At 70.9% G+C, this 23,065-nt stretch carries 24 protein-coding genes; 10 read left to right on the forward strand and 14 right to left on the reverse strand.

Going from position 1 to position 23,065, the window contains the following annotated elements; genetic code table 11:
* Position 1 precedes the first annotated feature (1 nt).
* A complete protein-coding gene (locus tag CW359_RS11240) occupies positions 2 to 673 on the reverse strand; it encodes a succinate dehydrogenase (protein ID WP_105969716.1) in 672 nt (223 codons plus the stop codon).
* 131 nt (positions 674 to 804) lie between these two features.
* Between CW359_RS11240 and CW359_RS11245 the strand changes: the two genes are divergently transcribed.
* Positions 805 to 1,689, forward strand: a complete 885-nt coding sequence (locus CW359_RS11245) for a LysR family transcriptional regulator (protein WP_105969923.1) — start codon at positions 805 to 807, stop codon at positions 1,687 to 1,689.
* Positions 1,690 to 1,792: 103 nt separating this feature from the next.
* Here the strand turns inward: CW359_RS11245 and CW359_RS11250 are convergent, their stop codons facing one another.
* From CW359_RS11250 to CW359_RS11260, 3 genes are all read right to left on the reverse strand, one after another.
* Positions 1,793 to 3,937 (reverse strand): putative bifunctional diguanylate cyclase/phosphodiesterase, encoded by a 2,145-nt coding sequence (locus CW359_RS11250; protein ID WP_105969717.1) that lies wholly within the window; start codon positions 3,935 to 3,937, stop codon positions 1,793 to 1,795.
* Entirely contained in the window at positions 3,934 to 4,746 is an 813-nt protein-coding gene (locus tag CW359_RS11255; RefSeq protein ID WP_105969718.1) for an SAM-dependent methyltransferase, read from the reverse strand. Before CW359_RS11255 ends, CW359_RS11250 begins: the two co-directional genes overlap by 4 nt.
* A 379-nt stretch (positions 4,747 to 5,125) precedes the next feature.
* Positions 5,126 to 6,112 carry an SCO0930 family lipoprotein gene (locus CW359_RS11260; protein WP_105969719.1) on the reverse strand — a complete coding sequence of 329 codons (987 nt, stop codon included), beginning with the start codon at positions 6,110 to 6,112 and terminating at the stop codon, positions 5,126 to 5,128.
* A gap of 275 nt (positions 6,113 to 6,387) precedes the next feature.
* Here CW359_RS11260 and CW359_RS45190 point away from each other — a divergent pair, with 275 nt between their 5' ends.
* The 3 genes from CW359_RS45190 (at position 6,388) to CW359_RS11275 (ending at position 8,683) form a co-directional block, all read left to right on the forward strand.
* Positions 6,388 to 7,143 (forward strand): hypothetical protein, encoded by a 756-nt coding sequence (locus tag CW359_RS45190; protein WP_157968521.1) that lies wholly within the window; start codon positions 6,388 to 6,390, stop codon positions 7,141 to 7,143.
* Between the two features lie 18 nt (positions 7,144 to 7,161).
* A complete protein-coding gene (locus tag CW359_RS11270; protein WP_198655179.1) occupies positions 7,162 to 7,926 on the forward strand; it encodes a bestrophin-like domain in 765 nt (254 codons plus the stop codon).
* Between the two features lie 235 nt (positions 7,927 to 8,161).
* Entirely contained in the window at positions 8,162 to 8,683 is a 522-nt protein-coding gene (locus CW359_RS11275; RefSeq protein ID WP_105969721.1) for a hypothetical protein, read from the forward strand.
* Positions 8,684 to 8,764: 81 nt separating this feature from the next.
* On the opposite strand, the gene CW359_RS11280 is transcribed toward CW359_RS11275, so the two are convergent.
* A complete protein-coding gene (locus CW359_RS11280) occupies positions 8,765 to 9,253 on the reverse strand; it encodes a hypothetical protein (RefSeq protein ID WP_105969722.1) in 489 nt (162 codons plus the stop codon).
* Positions 9,254 to 9,595: 342 nt separating this feature from the next.
* On the opposite strand from CW359_RS11280, the gene CW359_RS11285 reads away from it, so the two are divergent.
* A complete protein-coding gene (locus tag CW359_RS11285; protein WP_105969723.1) occupies positions 9,596 to 10,258 on the forward strand; it encodes a class F sortase in 663 nt (220 codons plus the stop codon).
* Between the two features lie 53 nt (positions 10,259 to 10,311).
* On the opposite strand, the gene CW359_RS11290 is transcribed toward CW359_RS11285, so the two are convergent.
* On the reverse strand, positions 10,312 to 11,148 hold the full coding sequence (locus CW359_RS11290) for a polysaccharide deacetylase family protein (protein ID WP_105969724.1): 837 nt from the start codon (positions 11,146 to 11,148) through the stop codon (positions 10,312 to 10,314).
* A gap of 143 nt (positions 11,149 to 11,291) precedes the next feature.
* Between CW359_RS11290 and CW359_RS11295 the strand changes: the two genes are divergently transcribed.
* The 4 genes from CW359_RS11295 to CW359_RS11310 all read left to right on the forward strand — a co-directional run bounded on the left by CW359_RS11295 (position 11,292) and on the right by CW359_RS11310 (position 13,923).
* A complete protein-coding gene (locus tag CW359_RS11295; RefSeq protein WP_105969725.1) occupies positions 11,292 to 11,768 on the forward strand; it encodes a universal stress protein in 477 nt (158 codons plus the stop codon).
* Positions 11,769 to 11,919: 151 nt separating this feature from the next.
* A complete protein-coding gene (locus CW359_RS11300; protein ID WP_105969726.1) occupies positions 11,920 to 12,468 on the forward strand; it encodes a sigma-70 family RNA polymerase sigma factor in 549 nt (182 codons plus the stop codon).
* A gap of 146 nt (positions 12,469 to 12,614) precedes the next feature.
* Positions 12,615 to 13,130, forward strand: coding sequence for a hypothetical protein (locus tag CW359_RS11305; protein WP_105969727.1), 516 nt, complete (start codon positions 12,615 to 12,617; stop codon positions 13,128 to 13,130).
* 139 nt (positions 13,131 to 13,269) lie between these two features.
* Positions 13,270 to 13,923 (forward strand): zf-HC2 domain-containing protein, encoded by a 654-nt coding sequence (locus CW359_RS11310; protein WP_105969728.1) that lies wholly within the window; start codon positions 13,270 to 13,272, stop codon positions 13,921 to 13,923.
* A gap of 78 nt (positions 13,924 to 14,001) precedes the next feature.
* Here the strand turns inward: CW359_RS11310 and CW359_RS11315 are convergent, their stop codons facing one another.
* The 3 genes from CW359_RS11315 to CW359_RS11325 form a co-directional block, all read right to left on the reverse strand.
* A complete protein-coding gene (locus CW359_RS11315; RefSeq protein ID WP_105969729.1) occupies positions 14,002 to 14,865 on the reverse strand; it encodes an Fpg/Nei family DNA glycosylase in 864 nt (287 codons plus the stop codon).
* 31 nt (positions 14,866 to 14,896) lie between these two features.
* Positions 14,897 to 16,984, reverse strand: a complete 2,088-nt coding sequence (locus CW359_RS11320; RefSeq protein ID WP_105969730.1) for a SpoIIE family protein phosphatase — start codon at positions 16,982 to 16,984, stop codon at positions 14,897 to 14,899.
* A gap of 64 nt (positions 16,985 to 17,048) precedes the next feature.
* Positions 17,049 to 17,312, reverse strand: coding sequence for a hypothetical protein (locus CW359_RS11325; protein ID WP_105969731.1), 264 nt, complete (start codon positions 17,310 to 17,312; stop codon positions 17,049 to 17,051).
* Between the two features lie 96 nt (positions 17,313 to 17,408).
* On the opposite strand from CW359_RS11325, the gene CW359_RS11330 reads away from it, so the two are divergent.
* Positions 17,409 to 18,836, forward strand: coding sequence for a lipase maturation factor family protein (locus CW359_RS11330; RefSeq protein ID WP_105969732.1), 1,428 nt, complete (start codon positions 17,409 to 17,411; stop codon positions 18,834 to 18,836).
* Here CW359_RS11330 and CW359_RS11335 read toward each other — a convergent pair.
* The 5 genes from CW359_RS11335 to CW359_RS11355 are packed head-to-tail and all read right to left on the reverse strand — an operon-like array spanning position 18,824 to position 23,037.
* A complete protein-coding gene (locus CW359_RS11335; protein WP_105969733.1) occupies positions 18,824 to 19,660 on the reverse strand; it encodes an amidohydrolase family protein in 837 nt (278 codons plus the stop codon). The genes CW359_RS11330 and CW359_RS11335 overlap by 13 nt on opposite strands.
* Complete coding sequence (locus CW359_RS11340) at positions 19,657 to 19,971, reverse strand: L-rhamnose mutarotase (RefSeq protein ID WP_105969734.1); 315 nt, start codon at positions 19,969 to 19,971, stop codon at positions 19,657 to 19,659. The genes CW359_RS11335 and CW359_RS11340 overlap by 4 nt, the downstream gene beginning before the upstream one ends.
* Positions 19,968 to 20,948: an aldo/keto reductase gene (locus CW359_RS11345; protein WP_105969735.1), complete on the reverse strand. Its 981-nt coding sequence runs from the start codon at positions 20,946 to 20,948 to the stop codon at positions 19,968 to 19,970. The genes CW359_RS11340 and CW359_RS11345 overlap by 4 nt, the downstream gene beginning before the upstream one ends.
* A complete protein-coding gene (locus tag CW359_RS11350) occupies positions 20,945 to 21,700 on the reverse strand; it encodes an SDR family NAD(P)-dependent oxidoreductase (RefSeq protein ID WP_105969736.1) in 756 nt (251 codons plus the stop codon). The genes CW359_RS11345 and CW359_RS11350 overlap by 4 nt, the downstream gene beginning before the upstream one ends.
* Positions 21,697 to 23,037 carry an L-fuconate dehydratase gene (locus CW359_RS11355; RefSeq protein ID WP_105969737.1) on the reverse strand — a complete coding sequence of 447 codons (1,341 nt, stop codon included), beginning with the start codon at positions 23,035 to 23,037 and terminating at the stop codon, positions 21,697 to 21,699. Before CW359_RS11355 ends, CW359_RS11350 begins: the two co-directional genes overlap by 4 nt.
* Between the last annotated feature and the right edge of the window lie 28 nt (positions 23,038 to 23,065).

The following is a 23,065-nucleotide window of genomic DNA, read 5'->3' on the forward strand; positions in this document are numbered from 1 at the left end:
GTCAGCTCACCAATCCGGTCATGACGCCCACGGGTACGGCGAGGAAACCGGCCGTGAGCAGCAGCGCGAGGGCGTTGGCGACGGTCTTGAGGGCGCGGTCGCGGTTGCGGCTGCCGACGCCGAGGGTCTGGGCGGCGCTCCAGAAGCCGTGCCGGATGTGCAGGCCGAGGGCGAGCATCGCGACGATGTAGATGACGTTGCCGTACCAGGTGGAGAAGGTGTCGACGACGTTCTGGTAGGGGTGGCCCTCCTGGAAGCCGCCGGAGTGCACGGTGCCGGTGGTCAGGTCGAGGATGTGCCAGACGATGAAGAGGGCGAGGATGATGCCGCCCCAGCGCATGGTGCGGGTCGCGTAGCTGGCGCGCGCCTTCTTGTGCACGTACTTGTTCGGCCGGGCCCGGATGTCGCGGCGGCTGAGCTGGTAGGCGGAGGTGGCGTGGGCGAAGACGGCGACCACGAGGGCGACGCGGATGAGCCAGAGCGTCCACTCGTAGTGCATGAAGGGCTCGCCGACGGTGCGCAGCCAGTGGGCGTAGTGGTTGAACTCGCCGGGTCCGAAGAAGATCTTCAGGTTGCCGATCATGTGGACGACGAGATACAGCAGCATGATCAGGCCGCTCACGGCCATCACGGTCTTCTTGCCGACGGACGAGTCCCACACGGTACGCGCCATCGACGGCCGTCGGTCCGTCCGCGTTGCCAGAGCCATGGGGCAGACGGTAGGCGGCGGGAGCACGATCGGTCCAAGACATGATCCGGCTCGTTTCGATAGCCAGAGCCTATGCGGCCCGTACCCTGGGGGTCATGCAGTTCCAACAGCTCCAGTACTTCGTGGCGGTCGCCGAGACGCGGCACTTCACCCGGGCGGCGGATCTCGTCCATGTCGCGCAGCCGTCGCTGTCGCAGCAGATCAAGTCGCTGGAACGGGAGTTGGGCGCGGAACTGTTCCTCCGGGCACGCGGCAACATCACCCTCACGGACGCCGGCGAGGCGCTCCTGCCACTGGCCCGGCGCATCCTGGCCGACGCGGACACGGCCCGGCACGAGGTGCAGGAACTGGTCCACCTTCGGGCGGGCCGGATCCGCCTGGGCGCGACCCCGAGCGTGTGCACGGGGCTCCTGCCGGAGGTGCTGCGCGCCTTCCACGACCGCTATCCCGGCATCCGGCTGCTGATCGAGGAGGGCGGCTCGCACGACCTCGTACGAGAGCTGGCGCGCGGCGCCCTCGACCTGGCCCTGGTCGTCCTCCCGCTGCCGACCCCGTCCCCGGCACTGACGACGCTGGAGGTGCTGCGCGAGGACTTGGTGGTGGTGTCGTCCCCGGACGCGCCCGCGCCCGGCGGGGGTCGGCGGACGGTCCGTATCGCCGAGCTGGAGGGCGAGCGGTTGGTGATGTTCCGCCACGGCTACGACCTGCGGGAACTGACGGTCGCGGCGTGTCGCTCCGCCGGGTTCGAGCCGGAGTTCGCGGTGGAGGGCGGGGAGATGGACGCGGTGTTGGGGTTCGTGCGGGCGGGACTGGGCGTGGCCGTGGTCCCGCGGATGGTGGCCAGCCGGGCGGGGCGTGGGCTACGGGTCACGCCCCTGGCCCGGCCCGGGTTGTTCCGGGCCATCGCGCTGGCCCACCGGAGCGATGTGGCTCCGCCTCGGGCGGCTCGGGAGCTGCAGCGGATGCTGCTTGAGCGGTAAGGGGGTGGGGGCGGGGTTGTGGACACAGCTCAGGTGGTAGGTGGCTGGTCGCGCAGTTCCCCGCGCCCCTTCAGGGCGCTCCCCCTCGGGCCGGATTCAAAACTCACCCTGTGGCGTCCACCAAGGCCAGCTCGTGCAGTCGTTCCGGTGGGCCCGGGCGGGCGTAGTACCAGCCCTGGGCCGTGTCGCAGCCGAGTATGCGGAGTTGTTCTGCCTGGGCGCCCGTTTCCACGCCCTCCACCGTCACCGCGAGGTTCAGGCTGTGGGCCAGGGAGACGATTCCCTCGACGATCTTCAAGTCGACCGGGTCCGCCGGGAACTGCTGCATTCCCTGGGTGAAGGAGCGGTCCAGTTTGAGGATGCTCACCGGGAGGCGGCGCAGGTTCGCGAGGTTCGAGTAGCCGGTGCCGAAGTCGTCCAGGGCGATGTCCACGCCCATTTCCGCCAGGCGGCGCAGGGGCTTCAGGAGGTCGTCGTCGGCGCCGATCAGGGCCGACTCCGTCACCTCCAGGCACAGCACCTCCGGTTCCAGGCCCGCGCGTTCGAGGATGTCCACCGTGTCCTGGACCAGGCCGGGGTGGGTGAGCTGGCAGGGGGACAGGTTGACGTTGATGCGCAGCGGGCCGCCTTCCGGGTGGCCTCCGTAGCGCTCCTGCCAGTCCCTGGCCTGGCGTACCGACTGTTCCAGGACCCAGCGGCCCAGCGGGACGATCAGGCCGGTGTGTTCGGCGAGCGGGATGAAGCGGTCGGGGCCGAGGACGCCGTGCTGCGGGTGCAGCCAGCGCACCAGGGCCTCGGCGCCCCGGACGCTGCCGTCGCCGAGGTTGACCAGGGGCTGGTACTCGATGAAGAACTCGTTGCGGTCCAGGGCCGCCGGGAGGGCGGTGGTGAGGCCGTGGCGGGTGATCGCTCTCAAGTCGGCCTCGGGGTCCGCCAGTTCGAAGCGGTTGCCGCCCGCCGACTTCGCGCGGTACATCGTGATGTCGGCGCTGCGGAGCACCTCCGCCGGGCCGCGCTCCCCCGCCGGGCCCTCGACGATGCCGATGCTGCCGCGCACGGTCAGCTCGCGGCCGTCGACGCTCACCGGGGCGATCAGCGCGTGCATGATCCGGGAGGCCAGTTCGTCGACCTCCGCCTCGGTGTCGGGGCCGGTGGTCAGCGCCACGAACTCGTCGCCGCCGAGCCGGGCCACCATCTCGCCCGGCGCCGTCGCACAGGACTGCAGCCGGTCGGCGACCTCGACGAGCAGCCGGTCGCCGGCCGCGTGGCCGAGGCTGTCGTTGATGGTCTTGAAGCCGTCCAGGTCCAGATAGCAGAGGCCGAAGCGCTGGCCCTCGCCCGCCGTGACCGCCTTCTCCAGGCGTTCGAAGAACAGGGTGCGGTTGGGCAGACCGGTGAGCGCGTCGTGCGTGGCCTCGTACCGGAGCCGGAGGTTGAGGAGGCGGCGCTCGGTGGTGTCCTCCATCAGGGCCAGCTGGTACTGCGGGCGGCCGTCGGCGTCGCGGAGGAGGGAGACCGTGAGGTTGGTCCACAGGACCGTTCCGTCGGGGCGGTAGAACGCCTTCTCGACGTGGTAGTGCTCGCGCTCGCCGCGGACCAGCTCCTCGTACAGCTTCCAGACCTGGGGGGCGTCGTCCGGATGCGTCCACTCCGTGACCCGGCGGCCCCGTACGGTCTGCTCCGAGCCGCCGAACATGCGCTGCAGCGCGCCGTTGAACTGGAGCATGTTGCCGTCGAGGTCGGCGATGTAGATGCCTATGGCCGCGCCCTCGAACACCGCTCGGAAGCGGGCCTCGCTGTCGTGCAGCGCCTCGGCGACCGTGCTGCGGGCGCTCTGCGCGGCCCGCGCGATGGCCTCCTGCTCGGCCAGGGTCCGGTCGCGCAGCGCGCTGGCGTACCCGGCGGCCATGGCGTGCTGGAGCCTGGACGCGCGGTTGCGCAGATCCTCCTGCGGACCGTCCTCGCCGCAGTACAGCACCAGATAGGCGTCCACGCAGTCGAGCGAGCGGCTCAGCGCCTCGGGGTCGGTGCAGTGCGCGGCGACCAGCGCGGCGCCGACCGCCCGGCCCTCCTCCGCGTCGAACGTCCTCGCCCGCAGCGCCTCGCTCAACCGCCCGGCGAGCGGCAGGAGTTGCTCCTCGAACTCCGGCCGGGTGAGCGACGTCGAGGTCACCTGGTACACCGACCGGCTCCAGATCGTCGCGAACCGGCGCAGTCTGTCCTGGGGGCCGTCCGGCTCGGCGCTCACGCCTTGCGTCCCACGCCGGCGAATCCGGAGAAGGAGTACGCGTCCTCGTCCTCCGGTGCCGTCTCCGGCCGCCACCGCGGCATCGGCACCAGTCCCGGTTCCACCATGTCGTACCCCTCGAAGAACCGCGCGATCGCCTCGCGCGAGCGCATGACCAGCGGGTTGCGAATGTCCTTGTATACGTCGACCGCGCCCTCGGCCCGCTCCGGCGGCAACGGGATTCCCTCGTACGAGGCATGCGACAGGACGAGCAGGCTGCCGGGCGCGAGCGAGTCGCGCAGCTCGGCGACCGCCGCGTACGGGTCGTCCATGTCTTCCACGAAATGCAGTATGGCAACGAGAAGCAGGGCCACTGGCCGGTTCTGGTCGATCAGACCCCTTACCTGGGGGCTGTCGAGGATCTCCCGGGGCTTGCGCAGATCGGCGGCGAGGACGTCCGCGCGCTCGTCACCGGCCAGGACCACCTCGCTGTGTGCGACGGCAACCGGGTCGTGGTCGACGTACATCACCCGCGCCTCGGGGCTGACCGCCCGGGCCACTTCGTGGACGCTGCCGAAGGTGGGAATGCCGGAGCCGATGTCGAGGAACTGGGTGATGCCCTCGGCGGCGGCGAATCGAACGGCCCGGCGCATGAACGCGCGGTTCGCCTGCATGATCTTCGGAAGTCCCGGCATGAACTCCATGGCCCGGCGGGCGGCTTCCCGGTCGACCTCGAAGTTGTGCGAACCGCCCAGGTAGAAGTCATAGATCCGGGAAACGCTCGGCACCGAGATGTCGATGCCCCGGGGGGCCCAGGCGGGACGCTCCATCTAGCTCTCTCCAAGGCGTTGGCAGGCGTTGGCGCTCCAGTGTTCGAGCTGAGGTTACTGATCGCCTGCCAAAGGGGCGAGCGGAAACGGAAATTGACCATCCGTTCCCGGTCACTGCCCGCGGCACGTGCCGAATTGGCGTCGCGCGAACTCTCTCCGAAATGTATCCGGAGCATTCCAAAGAGTTCCCAAGGGTTACGAACGGTCGCCGCCGACTCCCGTTTACATAGGGCGAGTCGGGGACGTTTCACCGGTAACTCGCACTACTTACCGTCGAGTTGCGGACATGCCGAAGCGGCCTGCTCCCTTCCCCGCCGCGCGAACCGCGCGGGGTGAAGGGAGCAGGCCCGGAGAAGTCCGTTGCTCCTGCTGCCGGTTACTACTGGTTCGGCGCCCCGATGAGCTTGCCGTCGGGTGCCACGGCGTACCAAGTGCCGCCGACGCCCTGGCCGTTGGTGTCGCCCGGCGCCTTGTCGTTGATGAAGGTGTAGATGGGCGAGCAGTTCAGCGTCTGCTGCTTGAGACCGTCGGGGCGGGTGAAGTCCATGTAGCCCTTCTCCTTGATGCCCTTCGTGTCGTTGAAGGCGACCGGCTCGACGACCGGCCACTTCTCCAGGCAGGCGCCGACGCAGGCGGAGACCGGCTTCGGCCACGCCTCGTCCTTGAGGAAGCGGTAGACCGTCATGCCGTTCTTGTCGACGACGATCGTGCCGAGCTTGGCGTCCTTGCGGGTGGACAGACCGGGCAGCGAGGCCAGGGTGGCCTTCTTGCCGTCGGGGGCGAGGCCGTACCACTTGCCGCCCACGCCCTGGCCCTTGATGTCACCGGCCGCGGTGTCCTTGGCGAAGTAGTAGGCGGGCCAGCCGCCGACGGTCAGCTGCTTGCTGCCGTCGGAACGGGTCACCTCGCCGAGCAGCGTGGCATCGATACCGGCACCGGCCGAGACATCGTCCGCCGGAACCGGCGGCCAGGCGGTGGCGCAGTCGCCGTCACAGTTGGACTTCGGCGGTTCGGCCGTGTCCGCGTCGAACCGGTAGATCGTGCGGCCGGCGCTGCTGGCCAGCACCTTGCCGATCTCCGCGCTGGCGACCACGTTCAGCTGACCGGCCGCGGCCGAGTTGCCCGCGGCGGCCTGCTCTCCATCGGCACCGGCGGTGGTGTCGGTACCCGTATCCGTACCCGTGCCGGTACTCGTACCGGTTCCGGTGCCGGCCACGGTGCCGACGCCACCGGCGGCGGCGGGAGCCGCCGCGCCGACGTTCTGGCTGCTCGTGTCGGTGGCCTTGTCCTGACCGCACGCCGTCGTAAGCGCCAGCACGGCCGCAGCTGACGCTACGAGTGAGGCGCTCCGCCAGGAGGTCTTCATTATGAAACTCCCCGTAATCGTTAGGGTGTTGCGACGCCCTGTTGGGCCGCCGCACGGTCCTAGGTACGGGCGGGGACGGTCGGTGTGTTCAACCTCTGCACAAATTTCTTTCCGATCCCTGTGGCCACGCCCGTCACACCTCGCACAGGGAGACGGATCTTGGGCCGCGCCTAGAACGCGTGATCCAAACCGCGGCACGACATATGTCACTCGTTCGGGGCAATCTGCTCGCGCTCCCGCGCGCGCGGGAGTGCCCAGCCCACATGATCCTCGTCGTGTATGGACCCATTCGGACCCGATTCGCTCTCGCCATACGGGTGTTGGCGCTGCTGGCCCTGACCTGGCTGCTCGTCGGCGTGCCGACCGGCACGGCCGACGCCACGACCTGCGTCTCCGTCACCACCGGCCAGGGCGGCGGCACCTCGGTGTCGGTCACCGGGAACGGCACCGCGGTCACGGTCGGCACCGGCGTCCCGGGCGCCGGCGGCGACGGCTGGTCGGTCGCGGCGGGCAACGGCGGGGCGGCCGTCACCGGGAACGGCACGACGGTCGTCGTCGGCACCGGTTCCTGGTGCCCGACCCCGACCCCACCGCCGCCCTGCCCCACGCCGACGCCCACGCCGTCACCGACCCCGACGCCCACGCCGACTCCCCCACCGACGCCCACGCCCACCCCGGAACCCCCGCCACCACCGAAACCGAGGCCCACACCCACCCCGACGCCGAAGCCCACGCCCCCGCGGAAACCGACCCCGGCCCCGGAGGCACCGGCTCCGCCGCCCGCCCCGGCCCCGCCACCACCCCGCGCCCCTGCTCCCGTACCCACTCCTACCCCTACCCCCACGCCGACGCCGACGCGCACCCCGAAGCCGAGCCCGAGCCCGACCGTGTCACCGGCACCGGTGACCTATCCGCCGTACCACGTGTCCGCCAGCAAACGGACCGTCCGCGGTGGCACCTCGCTCGTCTCGTTCACCCTGCTCGTCACCCTGCCCGCCGTGATCGCCGTGATCGCACTGCGTCCGCGCTGACCTCTTGGAGGCATCCCCTTGTCGGAATGGCTTGTTCTCGCCGTCGCGATCGTTGCCGCGATCGCGGTCGTCGTCATCATCACCTTCGTACGGGACCGCAGGGCCCACGAGGACGAGGATCCGTCCGACACCCCGGACGTGATCGAGTACATGACGATGTGGATCGGTGTGGTCTACGCCATCGTGCTGGGCCTGGCCATCGCCGGTGTCTGGGAGGCACGCGGTGTCGCCCAGGACCACGTCTCGAACGAGGCCCACGCGCTGCACGAGATCTCCGAACGGGTCCGGGTCTATCCGCCCGACGTCCGCGACCGCATTCGGGCCGACGTCAACGCGTATGTCGGACACGTCGTCAAAACGGAGTGGAAGGTGATGTCGGACAAGGGCCAGGTCACCGAGCGTGGTGACCAGTTGCTGCAGCGCGTCCGCGCCGATGTCACCGACTACGAGCCGAAGACGGACTTCCAGGCCCAGGCCTACCAGCCGCTCCTGGACCAGGTGACCGCCGCGGACCAGTCACGCACGGCCCGCGCCGACTCGACCGGGCCGACCATGCCCGGCGTCGTGTGGTTCGGTCTGATCGCGGGAGCCATGATCACCGTCGGGATGATCTTCGCCCTGCAGATCCGCCGCACGGCCCGCGAGCTGATCCTCGCCGGGCTGTTCTCCACGCTGATCGCCTTCCTGCTCTTCCTCATCTGGGACTTCGACGCTCCCTACAGCCGGGGCATCACCGCCACGGCGGATCCGTTCCTGACGCTCTTTCCGGGCGCGGGCGGCTGACGGTTCCTCACCGGTCGCACCTCCGGGGGACACCCGCCACGCGCGCGGGTGTCCCCCGACTCGCCGGGCGGAGTCCCCTGACCGGCCCACAACCGTGCCCCATTCGCACGACACCGATCGCGCGTACGCACACGTGTTCCTAGCGTTTCGGTCATCGAGGTGCATTTCTGGCGCGACCGGTATGGCGCGAGCGGAAAAGGTCCGCAGCTGCTCCTCGGGGACCCGGAGGACTCATATGCGCGCGATACGCGTCGCCTCGGCCGCACTGCTGGGCGTCAGCGCCCTCACCCTCGCCTCGCCCGCCGCGCACGCGGCCGTCACGGAGAACAGCGTCACGTCGTTCGGTTTCGGTGTCGTGCCCTCGGTCATCGCGGCGGGCGGCCAGGTCACCCTGCGCGTGGACGGCTGCAACGACGACACCCGGGTGTCCTCCGGCGTGTTCGATCCGGTCACCATCCCCAAGGGGCACTCGTCGACGACGGCGAAGGTCGACTGGGACGCCAAGCCGGGGGCCTCCTACCGGGTCACGTTCACCTGCGGCGGCGAGAGCGGCCACACCGACCTCGCCATCGCGGGCGGCTCCGGCAACCCGACGCACTACCCCGTGCCCGTCCAGCGGGGCGTGCACGCGGGCGAGGGCGGCAGCGTCGCCGGCTTCGACCTCAAGGAGATCGGCCTCGGCGCGGCGCTCATCGCCGGGTCGCTGGCGGTGGCGTACCACTTCTCGCGCCGGAGCACGGGCGAGGACAACGCCTGACCCGCGGGCACCGGCATCCGTACAGCCCTTCGCCCCGGACCCTGACGGGTTCCGGGGCGAAGGGCTGTGCGGGGTCGAACGTCAGATGCGGCTCTCGGACCGGCGGCGCATCCAGAACACGCCACCGCCGACGAGCGCGGCGGCCACCAGACCGCCGCCGATCGCCATGTCGGTCGGCGTGGCCCCGGTGGAGCTGCTGCCGCCGAGACCGCCCCGGACACCACCGATGACCGTGAAGACACTGGTGAAGGTCTTCGAGTGGCCCTCGCAGTTGGTGGTGACGCTGTACGAACCTGCGGTGGCGTTCGAGTTGACGGTCACCGTCGCCGTGGCCGTGCTGCCGTTCACTGACTTGAACTTGGTCGCCGGGAAGGCGTTGGAGCTGATGCTGCTGCCGCTCACGGCGCAGGCGGAGCCGTTGGCCGTGAGCACCAGCTGACCGCCCGGAGCGATGACACTCGGGGCGGCGGTGACGCTGGACGGCTGGTCCCAGGCCGAGGCCGCCGGGGCGGCGAGCCCCACCGCGGCAGCCGTGGCGGCGGAAACCACCAGGGCACGAGTAATACGCATGTTGAACCTCCGCGGAAGGCGCCCCGGGACCCGTCCCCGGTCGATCGGCGAGAAAACGCCTCCCAGACGAACCCTCAGATGCCTTGCGCGCAGCCGCATTTCGGGAATGGTCCGTCCTGGTGAGCGGACACGCCGGGCAATGACCGCGCAATCAGATATTGCCGCAGGTCACGGACCGTCAGAAAAATACTTTCCGCGGCGACCCGGATGGCTCATGACGAGTCGTGACCGACATGTGCGCCACCCGTTCGCTGCTGCCCCGTCGCCGGTTTCCCGCCGGGCACTTAGCGTTCTCGTATGCGCGATTGACGCGGCGACGGCCGGGTCGAGAGGGGATGACGAATGTCTGCGTCCGAGCTGGCGGAAGAGGAGGAGCGGCGGAAGAAGCGCGCTCCGTGGGGCGTGATAGCGCTTGTTCTGCTGACCGGCCTCGCTCTCATTCGGAACGGTTCCGGGGAATTCGACGTGGGCCCGCCGCAGCCCGCCTCGGCCGCGGCGGCGGACGCCCGGCTCCCGGGCGGCACCTTCTCGGGCGCCCCGGCCGCGCTGCCGTACTCGGTGGTCGACCGGGTGCGGATCCCCGCGATCTCGGTCGACGCGCCGGTGCTGCCGGTGGGCCTGGACGCGGCCGGGTGGGTGGACGCCCCACCGCCGGAGGACCCGAATCTGGCCGGCTGGTTCACGGGCGCCGTGTCGCCCGGCGAGAAGGGCACCGCGGTGGTCGTCGGCCATGTCGACAACAAACAGGGCCCCGCCGTGTTCTACGGCCTCGGGGCCCTGAAGAAGGGGCATCGCGTCGAGGTCCACCGCCAGGACGGGAAAACGGCCGTTTTCGAGATCTACGGCATCGAGGTCTTCGAGAAGGACAACTTCCCCGGCGACCGGGTCTACGGCAGCCGGAACACCCCCGAATTGCGGGTCATCACCTGCGGCGGCGGTTTCTCGAAGCAGAACGGCTACAACGGAAATGTCGTCGTTTTCGCCCGCCTGGTCGAGGTTCGCTGAGCGTTCCCCGACCGGCGGGCGGAAGCCCGGTTCCGGTGGACCGGTGAATTCCGCTACGTGTAATGCCGGGTCGGTACGGTGACGTGGTAGCCGGAGTCCAGCAGTTCCGGCAGATAGTCGCGCAGCGCCCGGACGCTCTGCGAGCGGTCGCCGCCCGCGTCGTGCGAGAGCACCACGACGCCCGGGGCGGCGCCGCGCTCGACCCGGTCGACGATGCTGCGGGTGCCCGGGGTCATCCAGTCGAGGGTGTCGACCGTCCAGGCGAGGGGTTCCATGCCGAGGTCGGCGCCGATCTGGAAGGCGGCCCGGTTCCAGGCGCCGTAGGGGGCGCGGAACCAGACGGGTGCCTCGCCGCAGGCGTCCTCGACGACCTCGCTGGTGCGCTCCATCTGGGAGCGGATCTCGGCGCGGCCGAGCCGGGTGAGCAGCGGGTGGGACCAGGTGTGGTTGCCGACGACGTGCCCGTCCTCGGTCATCTCGGCGAGCAGGTCCTTGTTGTGGACGGCCATCTCCCCGCACACGAAGAACATCGCGCGGACGTCGTGCTCGCGCAGGGTTTTGAGGATGTCCGGGGTGTAGCGGGGGTCGGGGCCGTCGTCGAAGGTCAGCACCATGGTGCGGCCACGTCCGTTCACCCGCAGCAGCGGTTCGTGGCGGACCAGGGTGCGGCCGTGGGCGGCAGTGCGGGGCGGGCCGTAGCCGGTGAGGGGTTCCAGCCGGTACGCGGAGGGCTTGAGCGCGCGGTGCGCCGGGGGGCCCGCGGCGGGCGGTGCTGCGGGGGCCGGTTCCTGTCCCGTGGTGAGCAGCGCGGCCGTACCGGCCGCTCCCACGGCGGCGACCGCGCCGGCCGTCAACACCCGGCGCCGGGTGAGCAACTGATCCTTCGTCATGAGTCATCAGTCGCCCGGTACGGTCCCGCCGCCCCGCATCGCCACCGGTGCGGCGGCGCGAAAGCACCCGCCTGGACCAGTGCGCGCCGGTCGCGCCCTGCCCGCGTGCCCGGTGGGGCCCCGGCTGCGGATAGCCTCGCGGTGTGACGGAACAGCATCACTCACCGCCCTCCGGACACCGGTTCGAGCGGGGCACGGACGGTCCGAAGGTCATCGTGGTCGGCGTCGACGGCTCCGACTCCTCGTTCCGCGCCGCCGCCTACGCCGCGGGGCTGGCCCGGCGTCAGCACGCGCTGCTCGCCCTGGTGTACGTCCAGCCGTTGCTGGCGACGGGCGCCGCGTTCGGGGCGCCGGTGGCGGAGACGACGGACCGGATCGCCGAGGATCTGGTCGCGCAGATCCGGGAGGCGACCGAGCAGGTCAAGGGGATATTCGACGTCCGGTGGGAGTTCCACACCTTCCGCGGGGACCCGTACGCGGGGATGGTGAAGGCCGCCGACGACCTCAAGGCGGACGCGGTGGTCGTCGGGGCGTCCGAGCAGGCGGGGCACCGGATCATCGGCTCGGTGGCCATCCGCCTGGTGAAGGCGGGCCGCTGGCCGGTCACGGTCGTGCCGTAGCCGCACGCGGGGGCGCGACGGCGGGGCCGTCCGGATGAGGAACCCGCCGTTCACACCGTTCGTCGCACCGTTCGTCGACGCGTCCGACCGTCCGCCGCACACTCCGGTCCGCGCTCTGTCCCGAATCGGGACCTTGCGATGCCATACGGCCATGACGGCCGGAACCACCATCACCCACGGGACGACGACCGCCGAGCACGAGCTGGCCGCGCTGCAGCGCGAGCACGGCCGACCGCTCTTCGCCCTGCTGCTGCGCCTGTGCGACGGCGACCGGCAGCGCGCCGAGGACCTGGTGCAGGAGACCCTCGTACGCGCCTGGCAGCACCCCGAGGCGCTGCGCGCCGACGACTTCGACTCCGTACGGCCGTGGCTGCTGACCGTGGGCAGGCGGCTGGCCATCGACGCGCGGCGGGCCCGGCAGGCGCGGCCGGCCGAGGTCGGGGACGCGGTCCTGGAGAACGCGCGGGTCTGCGCCGATCACGCCGAACGGTCGGCGGCGACCCTCGATGTGCGGGAGGCTGTGAAGACACTCACTCCCGAGCATCGTGAAGTCCTGGTGCTCGTGTACTTCCAGGGGGCGAGTGTGGCGGAGGCCGCCACGGCCCTCGGTATCCCGCCCGGTACGGTGAAATCTCGCGCGTATTACGCGCTGCGCGCCCTGCGCCGAGTGCTTCCGGGGTATGCGGCCGACCTGCGGTGAAACCAATGGTCGAGTCAAACCTCGGTAAAGCGCCTTGCTGAGGACCATGGTTGGGCAATCAGCTGTCTTCATCCGTGTTTCGGACCGGCTCCGGTTCGGGGCCCGGGCTCGGGCGACGCGCACGCACCGGAGGAAGGCAGGAAGGGATGCTGCACAGAGGTCACGAGAGCACGGACGGCGCCGGCGGGGACGAACTCACCGTCCCCATGGCCTGGTTGTACGCCGAGTACATCGCCGACGAGCTGCTGCGGACGGGCGACCTGATGCCGCCCACGTCCTTCGAGTTCCGCGCGGGTCGGGACGCGCTGGCACTCACCATCTTCCTCTCCGACACCAGCGGGGAACTTTCCGGCATCCGGGTCATCACGCAACTGGAGAAGTGGCTTTCGCTCACGGCGTACGACCAGCCCTGGCAGGACTGGGTCCGCGAACGTATGTCCAGGTTGGCGGCCGACGCACTCGACTCGGGCGCTCCGGCACCGGACTTGGACCTGGCCGCCGCCGCATGGCGCTGGCTGGAGGAGACCGAGCTGCTCGCGCCTGATCTGGACGCCGTTCCGGGTGGCGGGCCCGTGCTCGGTGAGGACGACGGACCGAAGGTGTGGACCCCGGCCTGGCGGCTCGGACTGCCCCTCGGTCATCTGGCGATCCATCTTTTTTAGATTCACACCAATCCGCGGGCACCACCGCTCCGAACACCTAAGGTCTCGATTCGGTATGGGCCTTGAGTGATTCCGCGTTGCGCTGCGTATCGGTGGGAGCAACACAACCCCACCCGTACCATCGGCACGAGGATTCGGCATGAGGTCCCTGGAACGGCATCGCGACGTCGGCGCATACGCGCTCGGCGTGCTCGACGAGGCGGAGGCCTTCCGCTTCGAGGACCACCTCATGGAGTGCCCCCAGTGCGCGGCCCATGTGACCGAATTCGGTCCCGCCACACGGCAGTTGCTGCTGTACCGGCGGGCTACGCCGCGCTCTGTGCACCCCATGGCACAACCCGGCCCCAGGCTGCTTGACCGGCTGCTCGGCGAGGTCGCCAGCCGGCACCGGGCCGGACGGCGTCGTCTGCTGTACGCCGTGGCCGCCGCGGTGGTCTTCGCGGTCGCCGGACCCGGCATCGCGATCATGGCGGGCGGCGACGCGGACCGGACGCAGCAGGTCGCCGCGACCGACGAGCGGTCGGGCGTCTGGGCGCAGGTCACCAGTGAGAACACGGTCTGGGGCAGCCAGATCGAGCTGAAGGTGAAGGACGGGGCCGGGCCCCGGGCGTGTCACCTTGTCGCCATCGCGGACGACGGTACGGAAGAGACGCTGACGAACTGGAACGTGCCTGAGCATGACGCTCGCGCTAGCACGATGATGGGGGCGTCGACGCTGCACCCTGACGAGATCGATCGGTATGAGCTGCGGACCAACAAGGGGCTGCATCTCGTTACTCTCGATGCGCCGTGAGTGTGTGATTTCGGGTGCTGCGCCGTTGTGGCTGGTCGCGCAGTTCCCCGCGCCCCTGAAGTGCGTCCCTGCGGGACGCTACTTCAATAGGCGCGACATGCGGCGGTCCGCCAGGGGTTTGCCCGCTGTCTGACACGTCGGGCAGTACTGGAGTGACGAGTCGCTGAACGAGACCTCTCGGACTGTGTCGCCGCAGACCGGGCAGGGTTGGCCGGTTCGGCCGTGGACCTTGAGGCCGCTCTTCTTCTCCGCCTTGAGGCGTCCGGCGGCCAGGCCCCGGGAGCGTTCGATCGCCTCGGTGAGGGTCGTGCGCAGGGCCTCGTACAGGCGTCCGGTCTCCTCGGGTGTGAGTGAGGCGGCGAGTTTGAACGGGGACATTCGCGCGGCGTGCAGGATCTCGTCGCTGTAGGCGTTCCCCACCCCCGCGATCAAGCTCTGGTCGCGCAGCGCGCCCTTCAGTTGGCGCCGCTCCCCCGCCAGCAGTTCCGCGAACCGTGCCTCGTCGAAGTCGTCGGCGAGCGGGTCGGGGCCGAGGCGGGCCACGCCCGGTACCTCCTGCGGATCGTGGACGACGTACACCGCGAGGCGTTTCTGGGTGCCGGCCTCGGTGAGGTCGAAGCCCTCGCCCGTCTCCAGGGCGACCCGCAGCGCGAGCGGGCCCTTTCCGGGTTTCGGCGGGCCGTCCGGCAGGCGGTCGCGCCAGTGCAGCCAGCCCGCGCGGGCCAGGTGGGTCACGAAGTGCGGGCCGCCGTCCGTGACCAGGTCGAGGAACTTGCCGTGCCGGTGCACGGCGGTGACCTCGCGGCCCTCCAGGGCGGTGAGCGGCGGGTCGTACGTCTTCAGGACACTGATCGCGACGGGCAGCACCCGGACCACCTCGTGGCCCACGAGCCGTTCGGTCAGGAAGTCCCTGAGCGCTTCGACCTCGGGAAGTTCCGGCATACGTCCAGAGTGCCACCCGGGGCGGAAGTGCTCAGCTCGTGGGCGGCACCGTGAACTCGCACCACACGACCTTGCCGCCGCCCCGCGCCTCCACGCCCCACTCGTCGGAGAGGAGGTCGACCAGGAGCAGGCCGCGTCCGGAGACGCCGGACTCCCCCGCCTCCCGGCGGCGCGGCAGGGCGCTGGAGGAGTCCTCGACCTCGACGCGCAGTCTGCGTTCGGGGCCGCTCAGCACCCGCAGGGTGACGACGGCAGCGCCCTCGGTGTGCATCAGGGCATTGGTGATCAGTTCGTCGGCCACCAGTTCGACCTCGTCGGCGCGCTCCCGGGCGCCCCAGGCCCGGACGGCGGCGCCGATCATGTGCCGGGCCCCGGTCAGCGCGTCGGGGTCGGCGGGCGCGACGTGCTGCTGGAGCCGGCCGCCGGACTGTACGGCGGCCAGGCCCCGGCGGCGCAGGAGCAGCAGGGCCACGTCGTCGTCCCCGCCCCGCTCGTCGGCGACCTCGATGAGCCGGTCGGCCAGTTCCCAGGCGCTCTCGGGGCCGGCGGCGATGAGCGCCCTGAGGGTCCGCAGGCCGTCGTCGAGGTCGGCGCCGGGTTCCTCGATGAGGCCGTCGGTGCAGAGCACGAGGGTTTCGCCGGGCTCCAGTTCGAGGGTGGCGACCGGGTAGGCGAGGCGTCCGAACTCGGCGGAGAGGCCGAGCGGCAGCCCGCCGTCGACCGGGACGCGGCGGCAGGTGCCGTCGACGCGCCGGACCAGCGGGTCGAGGTGGCCGGCCCGGACCGCCTGGACGACTCCGGTGGACAGGTCGGCCTCGGCGTAGAGGCAGGTCGCGAAGCGGTCGGTGTCGAGTTCGTGGAGGAAGACGGAGGCGCGGGCCATCACCGTGGCGGGCGGGTGCCCCTCGGTCGCGTAGGCCTTCAGGACGATCCGCAGCTGGCCCATGACGGCGGCGGCGTGCGTGTCGTGCCCCTGGACGTCCCCGATGACCGCGCCGACCCGGCCGCCGGGCAGCGGGATCACGTCGTACCAGTCGCCGCCGATGTCCCGGCCGAGCTGGCCGCCGGAGGAGGCGGCGCGGTAGCGGACGGCGATGTCGGCGCCGGGCACGCTGGGGATGGAGCGCGGCAGCATGGCCTGCTGGAGGCCCTGGGCGAGGTCCTTCTCCTGCTCGTAGAGCATGGCCCGCTGGAGGCTCTGCGCGATGCTGGTGCCGAGCGCGACGAGCACGGCCCGGTCCTCGGCGGAGAAGCCGTACCGGTCGTTGTAGAGCAGCCCCATGGCGCCGATCGGCCTGGCCTGCGCGATGAGGGGCAGGTAGGCGGCCGAGGTGACCTTGAGGTCGACGAGATGCGGCCACAGGATCGGGTACCCGGCCTCGAACTCCTCGGGCGACTCGATGAAACGGGGACTGAGGGTCCGTACGACGTCGCCCATCGGGTAGGGCTCGTCGATCCGGGTGATACGGGTGCCGGGCACGGAGGCGCCAGCCGGGCCCTCGGCGACCAGGCGGATCCGGCCGGCCTCGACCAGGCCCATCACGAGGCTCGCGGCGCCGAGGTGGGGCACGCCGGGCGAGTTGGTGAGCACGTCGATGACGTCCTCGACCGTGCGGGCGTGCGCGAGAGCGGCCGTGACGACCTGGACGACGTTGGTCTGACGGCGCCGGACCTCGTCCTTGGCGGCCTGCTCGGTACGGGCCTGACTGTCCCGCAGCTCCTGCGTGGCGTCGCGGACGATGCCGATGACCCGGCGCGGGCGGCCGGTCTCGTCGCGGCGGATGTAGCCCTGGGTGTGGGTCCACTGGAGGGAGCCGTCACGGCGGCGGAGGCGGAAGTAGACGCCGTAGTTCTCGCTGCCGTTCTTCATCGCCTCGGAGACGACGGAGTCGATCCGCAGGCCCTCCACCCGGGGCACGCGCACGGCCAGGCTCTCGGGGTGGCCGTCGTATTCGTCGGGGCGCAGATCGAAGATCTCGTGCGCCAGCGCGTCCATGTGGAACAGACCCGCGTCGAGGTCCCAGTCGAACGTTCCCATGCGGTTGAGCGCCAGAATCGGTTCCGGGTGGGCGGGCCAGTCGTCCGGGAGTGACAGGGCGCTCGCTCCCCGATCAGCCATGGGGCCACCCTGCCAGTATTTGGCTGATTCTTCGACTTGTCCGACACCTTTCGCCGGACATCGTTCACTCCCCTACGTCCTCACAGGGGTCGTACGGGGCATAGGCACCATACGGGGTGATGTTCTCGTCCGGAATCAGGCCACCGCCGTCGGGGAGGTCGGGGATCTCGGGGACGGTGTCGGGGCCGATCTCGTCGCAGACGTCCTGGCTCGTGCCGAAGCCGAGGTCGTCCGGGGACACGGCCTCCTCGCCCGGCGGGTCGCCTTCCCAGCCGCCGACGAGCAGGGCGGCCGAGAGGGCGCAGGCGGTGACAAGGGTTCGGTGCATTCCCCATTGTCTGCGTCACCCGCTCGGCGCACGCAAGCCGAGAAGGTCACCCAGCGTCACACTGGAGGGAAGAGCGGGGAGAGGAGAGCGAGTCGCGTGGAGTGGTTCACCGCACCCGAGTACTGGCTGAGCCGACTGCTCTTCCAGCGCGGCCTGGCCTGCGTCTATCTGGTCGCGTTCCTGGGCGCGGCCCTCCAGTTCCGGGCGCTCATCGGCGAACGGGGCATGCTGCCGGTCCCCCGACTGGTCGCCCACGTGCCGTTCCGGCGGGCACCGAGCGTGTTCCAACTCCACTACTCCGACCGCTTCTTCGCCGTCTGGGCCTGGACGGGCTGCGCGGTCTCGGTGGCCCTGCTCGCCGGGCTGGACTCACAACTCCCCCTCTGGGCAGGCATGCTGCTGTGGCTGCTGCCGTGGGCGATGTATCTGTCGATCGTCAACGTCGGCCAGACCTGGTACGGCTTCGGCTGGGAGTCGCTGCTCCTCGAAGTCGGCTTCCTCGCCGTGTTCCTGGGCAACGACGAGGTCGCGCCGCCGGTCGTGGTGCTGTTCCTGCTGCGCTGGGTGCTGTTCCGGGTGGAGTTCGGCGCCGGTCTGATCAAACTGCGCGGCGACGCGTGCTGGCGGAACCTGACCTGCCTCGACTTCCACCACGAGACCCAGCCGATGCCGGGTCCGCTGAGCCGCTGCTTCCACCACCTCCCGAGGCCGGTCCACCGCATCGAGACAGCGGCGAACCACCTCACCCAACTCGCCGTCCCCGTCCTCCTGTTCACCCCGCAGCCGGTGGCGACAGCGGCGGCGTCCCTGATGATCGTCACCCAGCTGTGGCTGGTCCTGTCGGGCAACTTCGCCTGGCTGAACTGGCTCACGATCGTGCTGGCCCTGTCGGCGGTACGCCTCCCGGACACGGCACCGGCGACTCTCCCGGACACACCGCTCTGGTACGAGATCGTCGTCCTGGCCGTGGCGTCGGCGCTGGTGGCCCTCAGCTACCGTCCCGTCCGCAACCTGCTCTCGCGCCACCAGGTCATGAACCGCTCCTACGACCCGCTCCATCTGGTCAACACCTACGGCGCGTTCGGCAGCGTCAGCCGGGTCCGGTACGAGGTGATCGTCGAAGGCACGGCCAACGTCGTACCGCGTCCGGACTCCGACTGGCGGGAGTACGAGTTCAAGGGCAAGCCGGGTCAACCAGGGCGCCGGCCACGGCAGTTCGCGCCGTACCATCTCCGGCTCGACTGGATGATGTGGTTCGCCGCGCTGTCGCCCGCGTACGCCGGTTCGTGGTTCGGCGCGATGGTGGAACGGCTCCTGGAGAACGACCCCGACACGCTCCGGCTGCTCCGCAGCTCCCCGTTCCCGCCGGACGCGCCCCCGCGCTTCGTCCGCGCCCGGCTCTTCCGCTACCGGTACACGAGCCGGCGTGAGCTGCGGGCGACGGGCGCGTACTGGGAGCGGGTGTACGTACGGGAGTTCATGCCGCCGACGCGACTGGCCGCCCGGTCGGATCAGAGGCCGTAGACGCGGGTCGCGGTGCCCGCGAAGACCTCCTCGCGTTCGCCCGGGTCGAGGGAGGCTGTCAACTCCGCTGCCAGGGACAGGACTTGGCCGTACGAGGCGGCGAGTGTGCAGACCGGCCAGTCCGAGCCGAACATCAGGCGGGCGGGGCCGAAGGCGTCCAGGGCAGTGTCGGCGTACGGGCGCAGGGCGGCGGTCGTCCAGGTGGCGTGGTCGGCCTCGGTGACCAGGCCGGAGAGTTTGGCGACCGTGTTCGGGAGTGCGGCCAGGGCGCGGAGGTCCGAGGACCAGGGTTCCAGGGCGCCCGAGGCGATCGGCGGCTTGCCCAAGTGGTCCAGGACGAAGGTGAGTCGGGGCAGCGACTCGGCCGCCTTGACGCAGGCGGGGAGCTGGTGCGGGAGGACGACCAGGTCGTACACCAGGCCCGCCTCGGCGACTGCGGCGAGGCCACGGCGTACGTCGGGGCGCAGCAGCCACTCCGGGTCGGGCTCGCCCTGGACCTGGTGGCGGATGCCCTTCAGGTGGGCGCCGCCGGGGAGTTCACGGAGTCGGGCCAGCTCGTCGGCGATGTCAGGGCGGGTCAGGTCGGTCCAGCCGACGACGCCCGCGATCAGCTCGTGCTCGGCCGCGAGGGCCAGGAACTCCGGGGTCTCCTCGGGGACGGTGATCGTCTGGACGAGGATCGTGCGGTCGACGCCGGCCGCGCGGGCCTCGGGTGCCAGGTCCGCGACGGTGAAGTCCCGTCGCAGTGGGCTGCCTTGGGCGATCCAGTCCTGGTCCCGGACGGAGAGGTCCCAGAGGTGGTGGTGGGCGTCCACGATCGTCACGGCAGCTCCCAGACGACCGGCAGGCCCGACTCCGCGCCCTCGGTGGAGTAGTCGTGCACCACGTCGAGGAGTTCGGCCATCCGGGCCTGCCAGGCGACGTTGACCGGCAGTTTCTCCAACTCGGCAAGGAGGAGGGCGTAGTCCGCGCACTCCAGGACGTGGAAGAGGTCGGTGCCGCTGCGCCAGATCGTCCAGGAGGTGGCTCCGGCGGCGCGGATCGCGTCGGTCAGTTCGACGGGGACCTCGCGGTGGGCGGCGTCGTACTCGGTGACGCGGTCGGCGCGGACCTTGGTGTGCAGGGCGACCCTCATGACGGGACCTCCGGCGGTTCCTCGGTGCTCAGGAGGCCGGTGTCGCGCAGTTCCTGCCAGAAGGCGTCAGGTATCGGGGTCGCGAACTGGGCGGCTGCGTCCTGGACTTCGGCCACCGAGCGGGCGCCCACGAGCACGCTGGCGACTGCCGGGTGGGCCGCGCAGAAGGCGAGGGCGGCGGCCCGGAGGGTGATGCCGTGCCGCTCGGCGGTCTCCCGTATGCGCAGGGCCCGTTGCAGCAAGTCGTCCGGCGCGTCGGCGTAGTTGTAGGTGGCTCCCGGCCTCGGGTCCGCCAGGAGGCCGGAGTTGTAGGCGCCGCCGATCACCACGGAGACGCCTCGTTCGACTGCGGCGGGCAGGAGGTCGGTGAGGGCGCTCTGGTCGAGCAGGGTGTAGCGGCCCGCGCACAGGACCACGTCGACGTCCGTGTCGCGGACGAAGCGGGTGAGCATCTCCGTCTGGTTCATCCCGGCGCCGATCGCGCCGATCACGCCCTCCGAGCGGAGCTTCTCCAGGGCCGGGTAGCCCTCGTGGAAGGCCTGTTCGGCGTGGTCGTCGGGGTCGTGGAGGTAGACGACGTCCACCCGGTCGAGGCCGAGGCGTTCGAGGCTGGCCTCCAGGGAGCGGCGTACGCCGTCGGCGCTGAAGTCCCAGACGCGGCGCAGGGTGGCGGGGACCGCGAAGCCGTTGGCGAGGTCGTCGCCGCCGTCCTGGGCGGGTTCCAGTCGGCGTCCGACCTTCGTGGAGACCGTGAACTCGGCGCGGGGGCGGGTGCTCAGGGCCTGGCCCAGTCGGCGTTCGGCGAGGCCGAGGCCGTAGTGCGGGGCGGTGTCGAAGTAGCGGATGCCGCTCTCCCAGGCGGCGGTGACTGCCGCGTGCGCCTGTTCGTCGGTCACCTCGGTGAAGAGGTTGCCGATGACTGCGCCGCCGAAGCCGAGGCCGCTGACCGGGACTCCGCTGCCGCCGAGCGTCTTCACTGGCCCACCGGCCGCAGCCGCAGGCCCTGCATGCCGCCGTCGACGGCGAGTGAGGTGCCGGTGGTGGCGCCGGACAGAGGGCTCGCCAAGTAGGCGATGGCGCCCGCGACTTCGGCGGCGGAGACCAGGCGGCCGGAGGGCTGGCGGGCCTCCAGGGCGGCGCGTTCGGCGGCGGGGTCGGGGGCCGCGTCGAGCAGGCGGCCGACCCACGGGGTGTCGGCGGTGCCCGGGTTGACGCAGTTCACGCGGACGCCCTCGCGGAGGTGGTCGGCGGCCATGGCGAGGGTGAGCGAGTACACGGCGCCCTTGGTGGCGCTGTACAGGGCGCGCTGCGGCAGGCCGGCCGTGGCGGCGATGGAGCAGGTGTTCACGATGGCGGCGTGCGCCGAGTTCCGCAGATGCGGCAGCGCGGCACGGGCCACCCGCACCATGCCGACCACGTTGACGTCGAAGACGCGGTGCCACTGGTCGTCGTCGTTGTCCTCGACGGTGCCCTGGGCGCCGATCCCGGCGTTGTTGACAAGGATGTCGAGACCGCCGAGTTCGGCGACGGCGGCGGCCACGGCCTCCCGTACGGAGGTGTCGTCGGTGACGTCGGCCCGATACCCGACGAGTGGCTTCTCGACCGACGACGGGTCCAGGTCGAGGACGGCGACCTCTGCGCCGCGCGCCGCCAGCAGCTCTGCCGCGGCCCGGCCGATGCCGGACGCGCCGCCCGTGACCAGCGCCTTGAGACCCTCGAAGTCGGTCATGCGGCCTGCCCCTTCTCCTTCGCCAGGTCGGCGGCCCAGAAGGTGCCGCCGGGGAACGTGAACTCCGCGATGGACTCCGGCCGCATGGTCGCGGAGAAGCCGGGCGCGGTCGGTGCCCGGTAGTGACCTTGCCCGATCACCACGGGGTCGAGGAAGTGGCCGTGCAGATGATCGACGTATTCGATGACCCGGTCCTCGGTCGTGCCGGCCAGGGCGACGTAGTCGAACATCGACAGGTGCTGGACGAGTTCGCACAGGCCGACGCCGCCCGCGTGCGGGCAGACGGGGACGCCGAACTTGGCGGCGAGCAGCAGGATGGCGAGGTTCTCGTTGACGCCGCCGACGCGGGCCGCGTCGATCTGCACGATGTCGAGGGCGTCGGCCTGGAGGAGCTGCTTGAAGACGACCCGGTTCTGGACGTGTTCGCCGGTGGCGACCTTGACGGGGGCGACGGCCCGGCGGATCGCCGCGTGGCCGAGGATGTCGTCGGGGCTGGTGGGCTCCTCGATCCAGTAGGGGTCGAACTCGGCGAGCGCCTTGGTCCAGCGGATCGCCTCGTCGACGTCCCAGCGCTGGTTGGCGTCGATCGCCATCCGGATGTCCGGCCCGACGACGGACCGGGCGACCCGGCAGCGGCGTACGTCGTCGTCGAGGTCCGCCCCGACCTTGAGCTTGATCTGGGTGAACCCGTCGGCGACGGCCTGGGCGGCGAGCCGGGTGAGCTTCTCGTCGTCGTAGCCGAGCCAGCCGGCGGAGGTGGTGTAGGCGGGGAAGCCCTTCGCCAGCAGGTCGGCGGTACGTTCGGCTGCGCCGACCCGGCCCCGGCGTAGCAGGTCGAGGGCCTCCTCGGGTGTGAGCGCGTCGGTGAGGTACCGGAAGTCGACCTGCCGGACGAGCCACTCGGGCTCGGCCTCGGCGAGCAACTGCCACAGCGGCTGACCTGCCCGTTTGGCGGCAAGATCCCACACGGCGTTGACGACGGCGCCGATCGCCATGTGCATCACGCCCTTCTCGGGTCCGAGCCAGCGGAGCTGGCTGTCGCCGATCAGGTCGCGGTTGAGGGTGCCCGGGTCCGCGCACAGCTCGTCGACGGACCGGCCGACCACATGCCCGCGCAGCGCGTCGATCGCGGCGACCTGGACCTCGTTGCCCCGCCCGATGGTGAAGGTGAACCCGTGCCCGTCGACCGCGTCGGTACGCAGCACGACGTAGGCCGCCGAGTAGTCGGGGTCGGGATTCATCGCGTCGGAGCCGTCCAGCTCGCGCGAGGTGGGGAAGCGGATGTCGTAGGTGTCGACCGCGGTGACGCGGGCGGGGGGGCCGGGGGTGGGTGACACGGAATGCCTTTCGTTCAGGGGCAGGGGT

Source organism: Streptomyces geranii, from assembly GCF_002954775.1.
GTDB classification, from domain to species: Bacteria; Actinomycetota; Actinomycetes; order Streptomycetales; family Streptomycetaceae; genus Streptomyces; species Streptomyces geranii.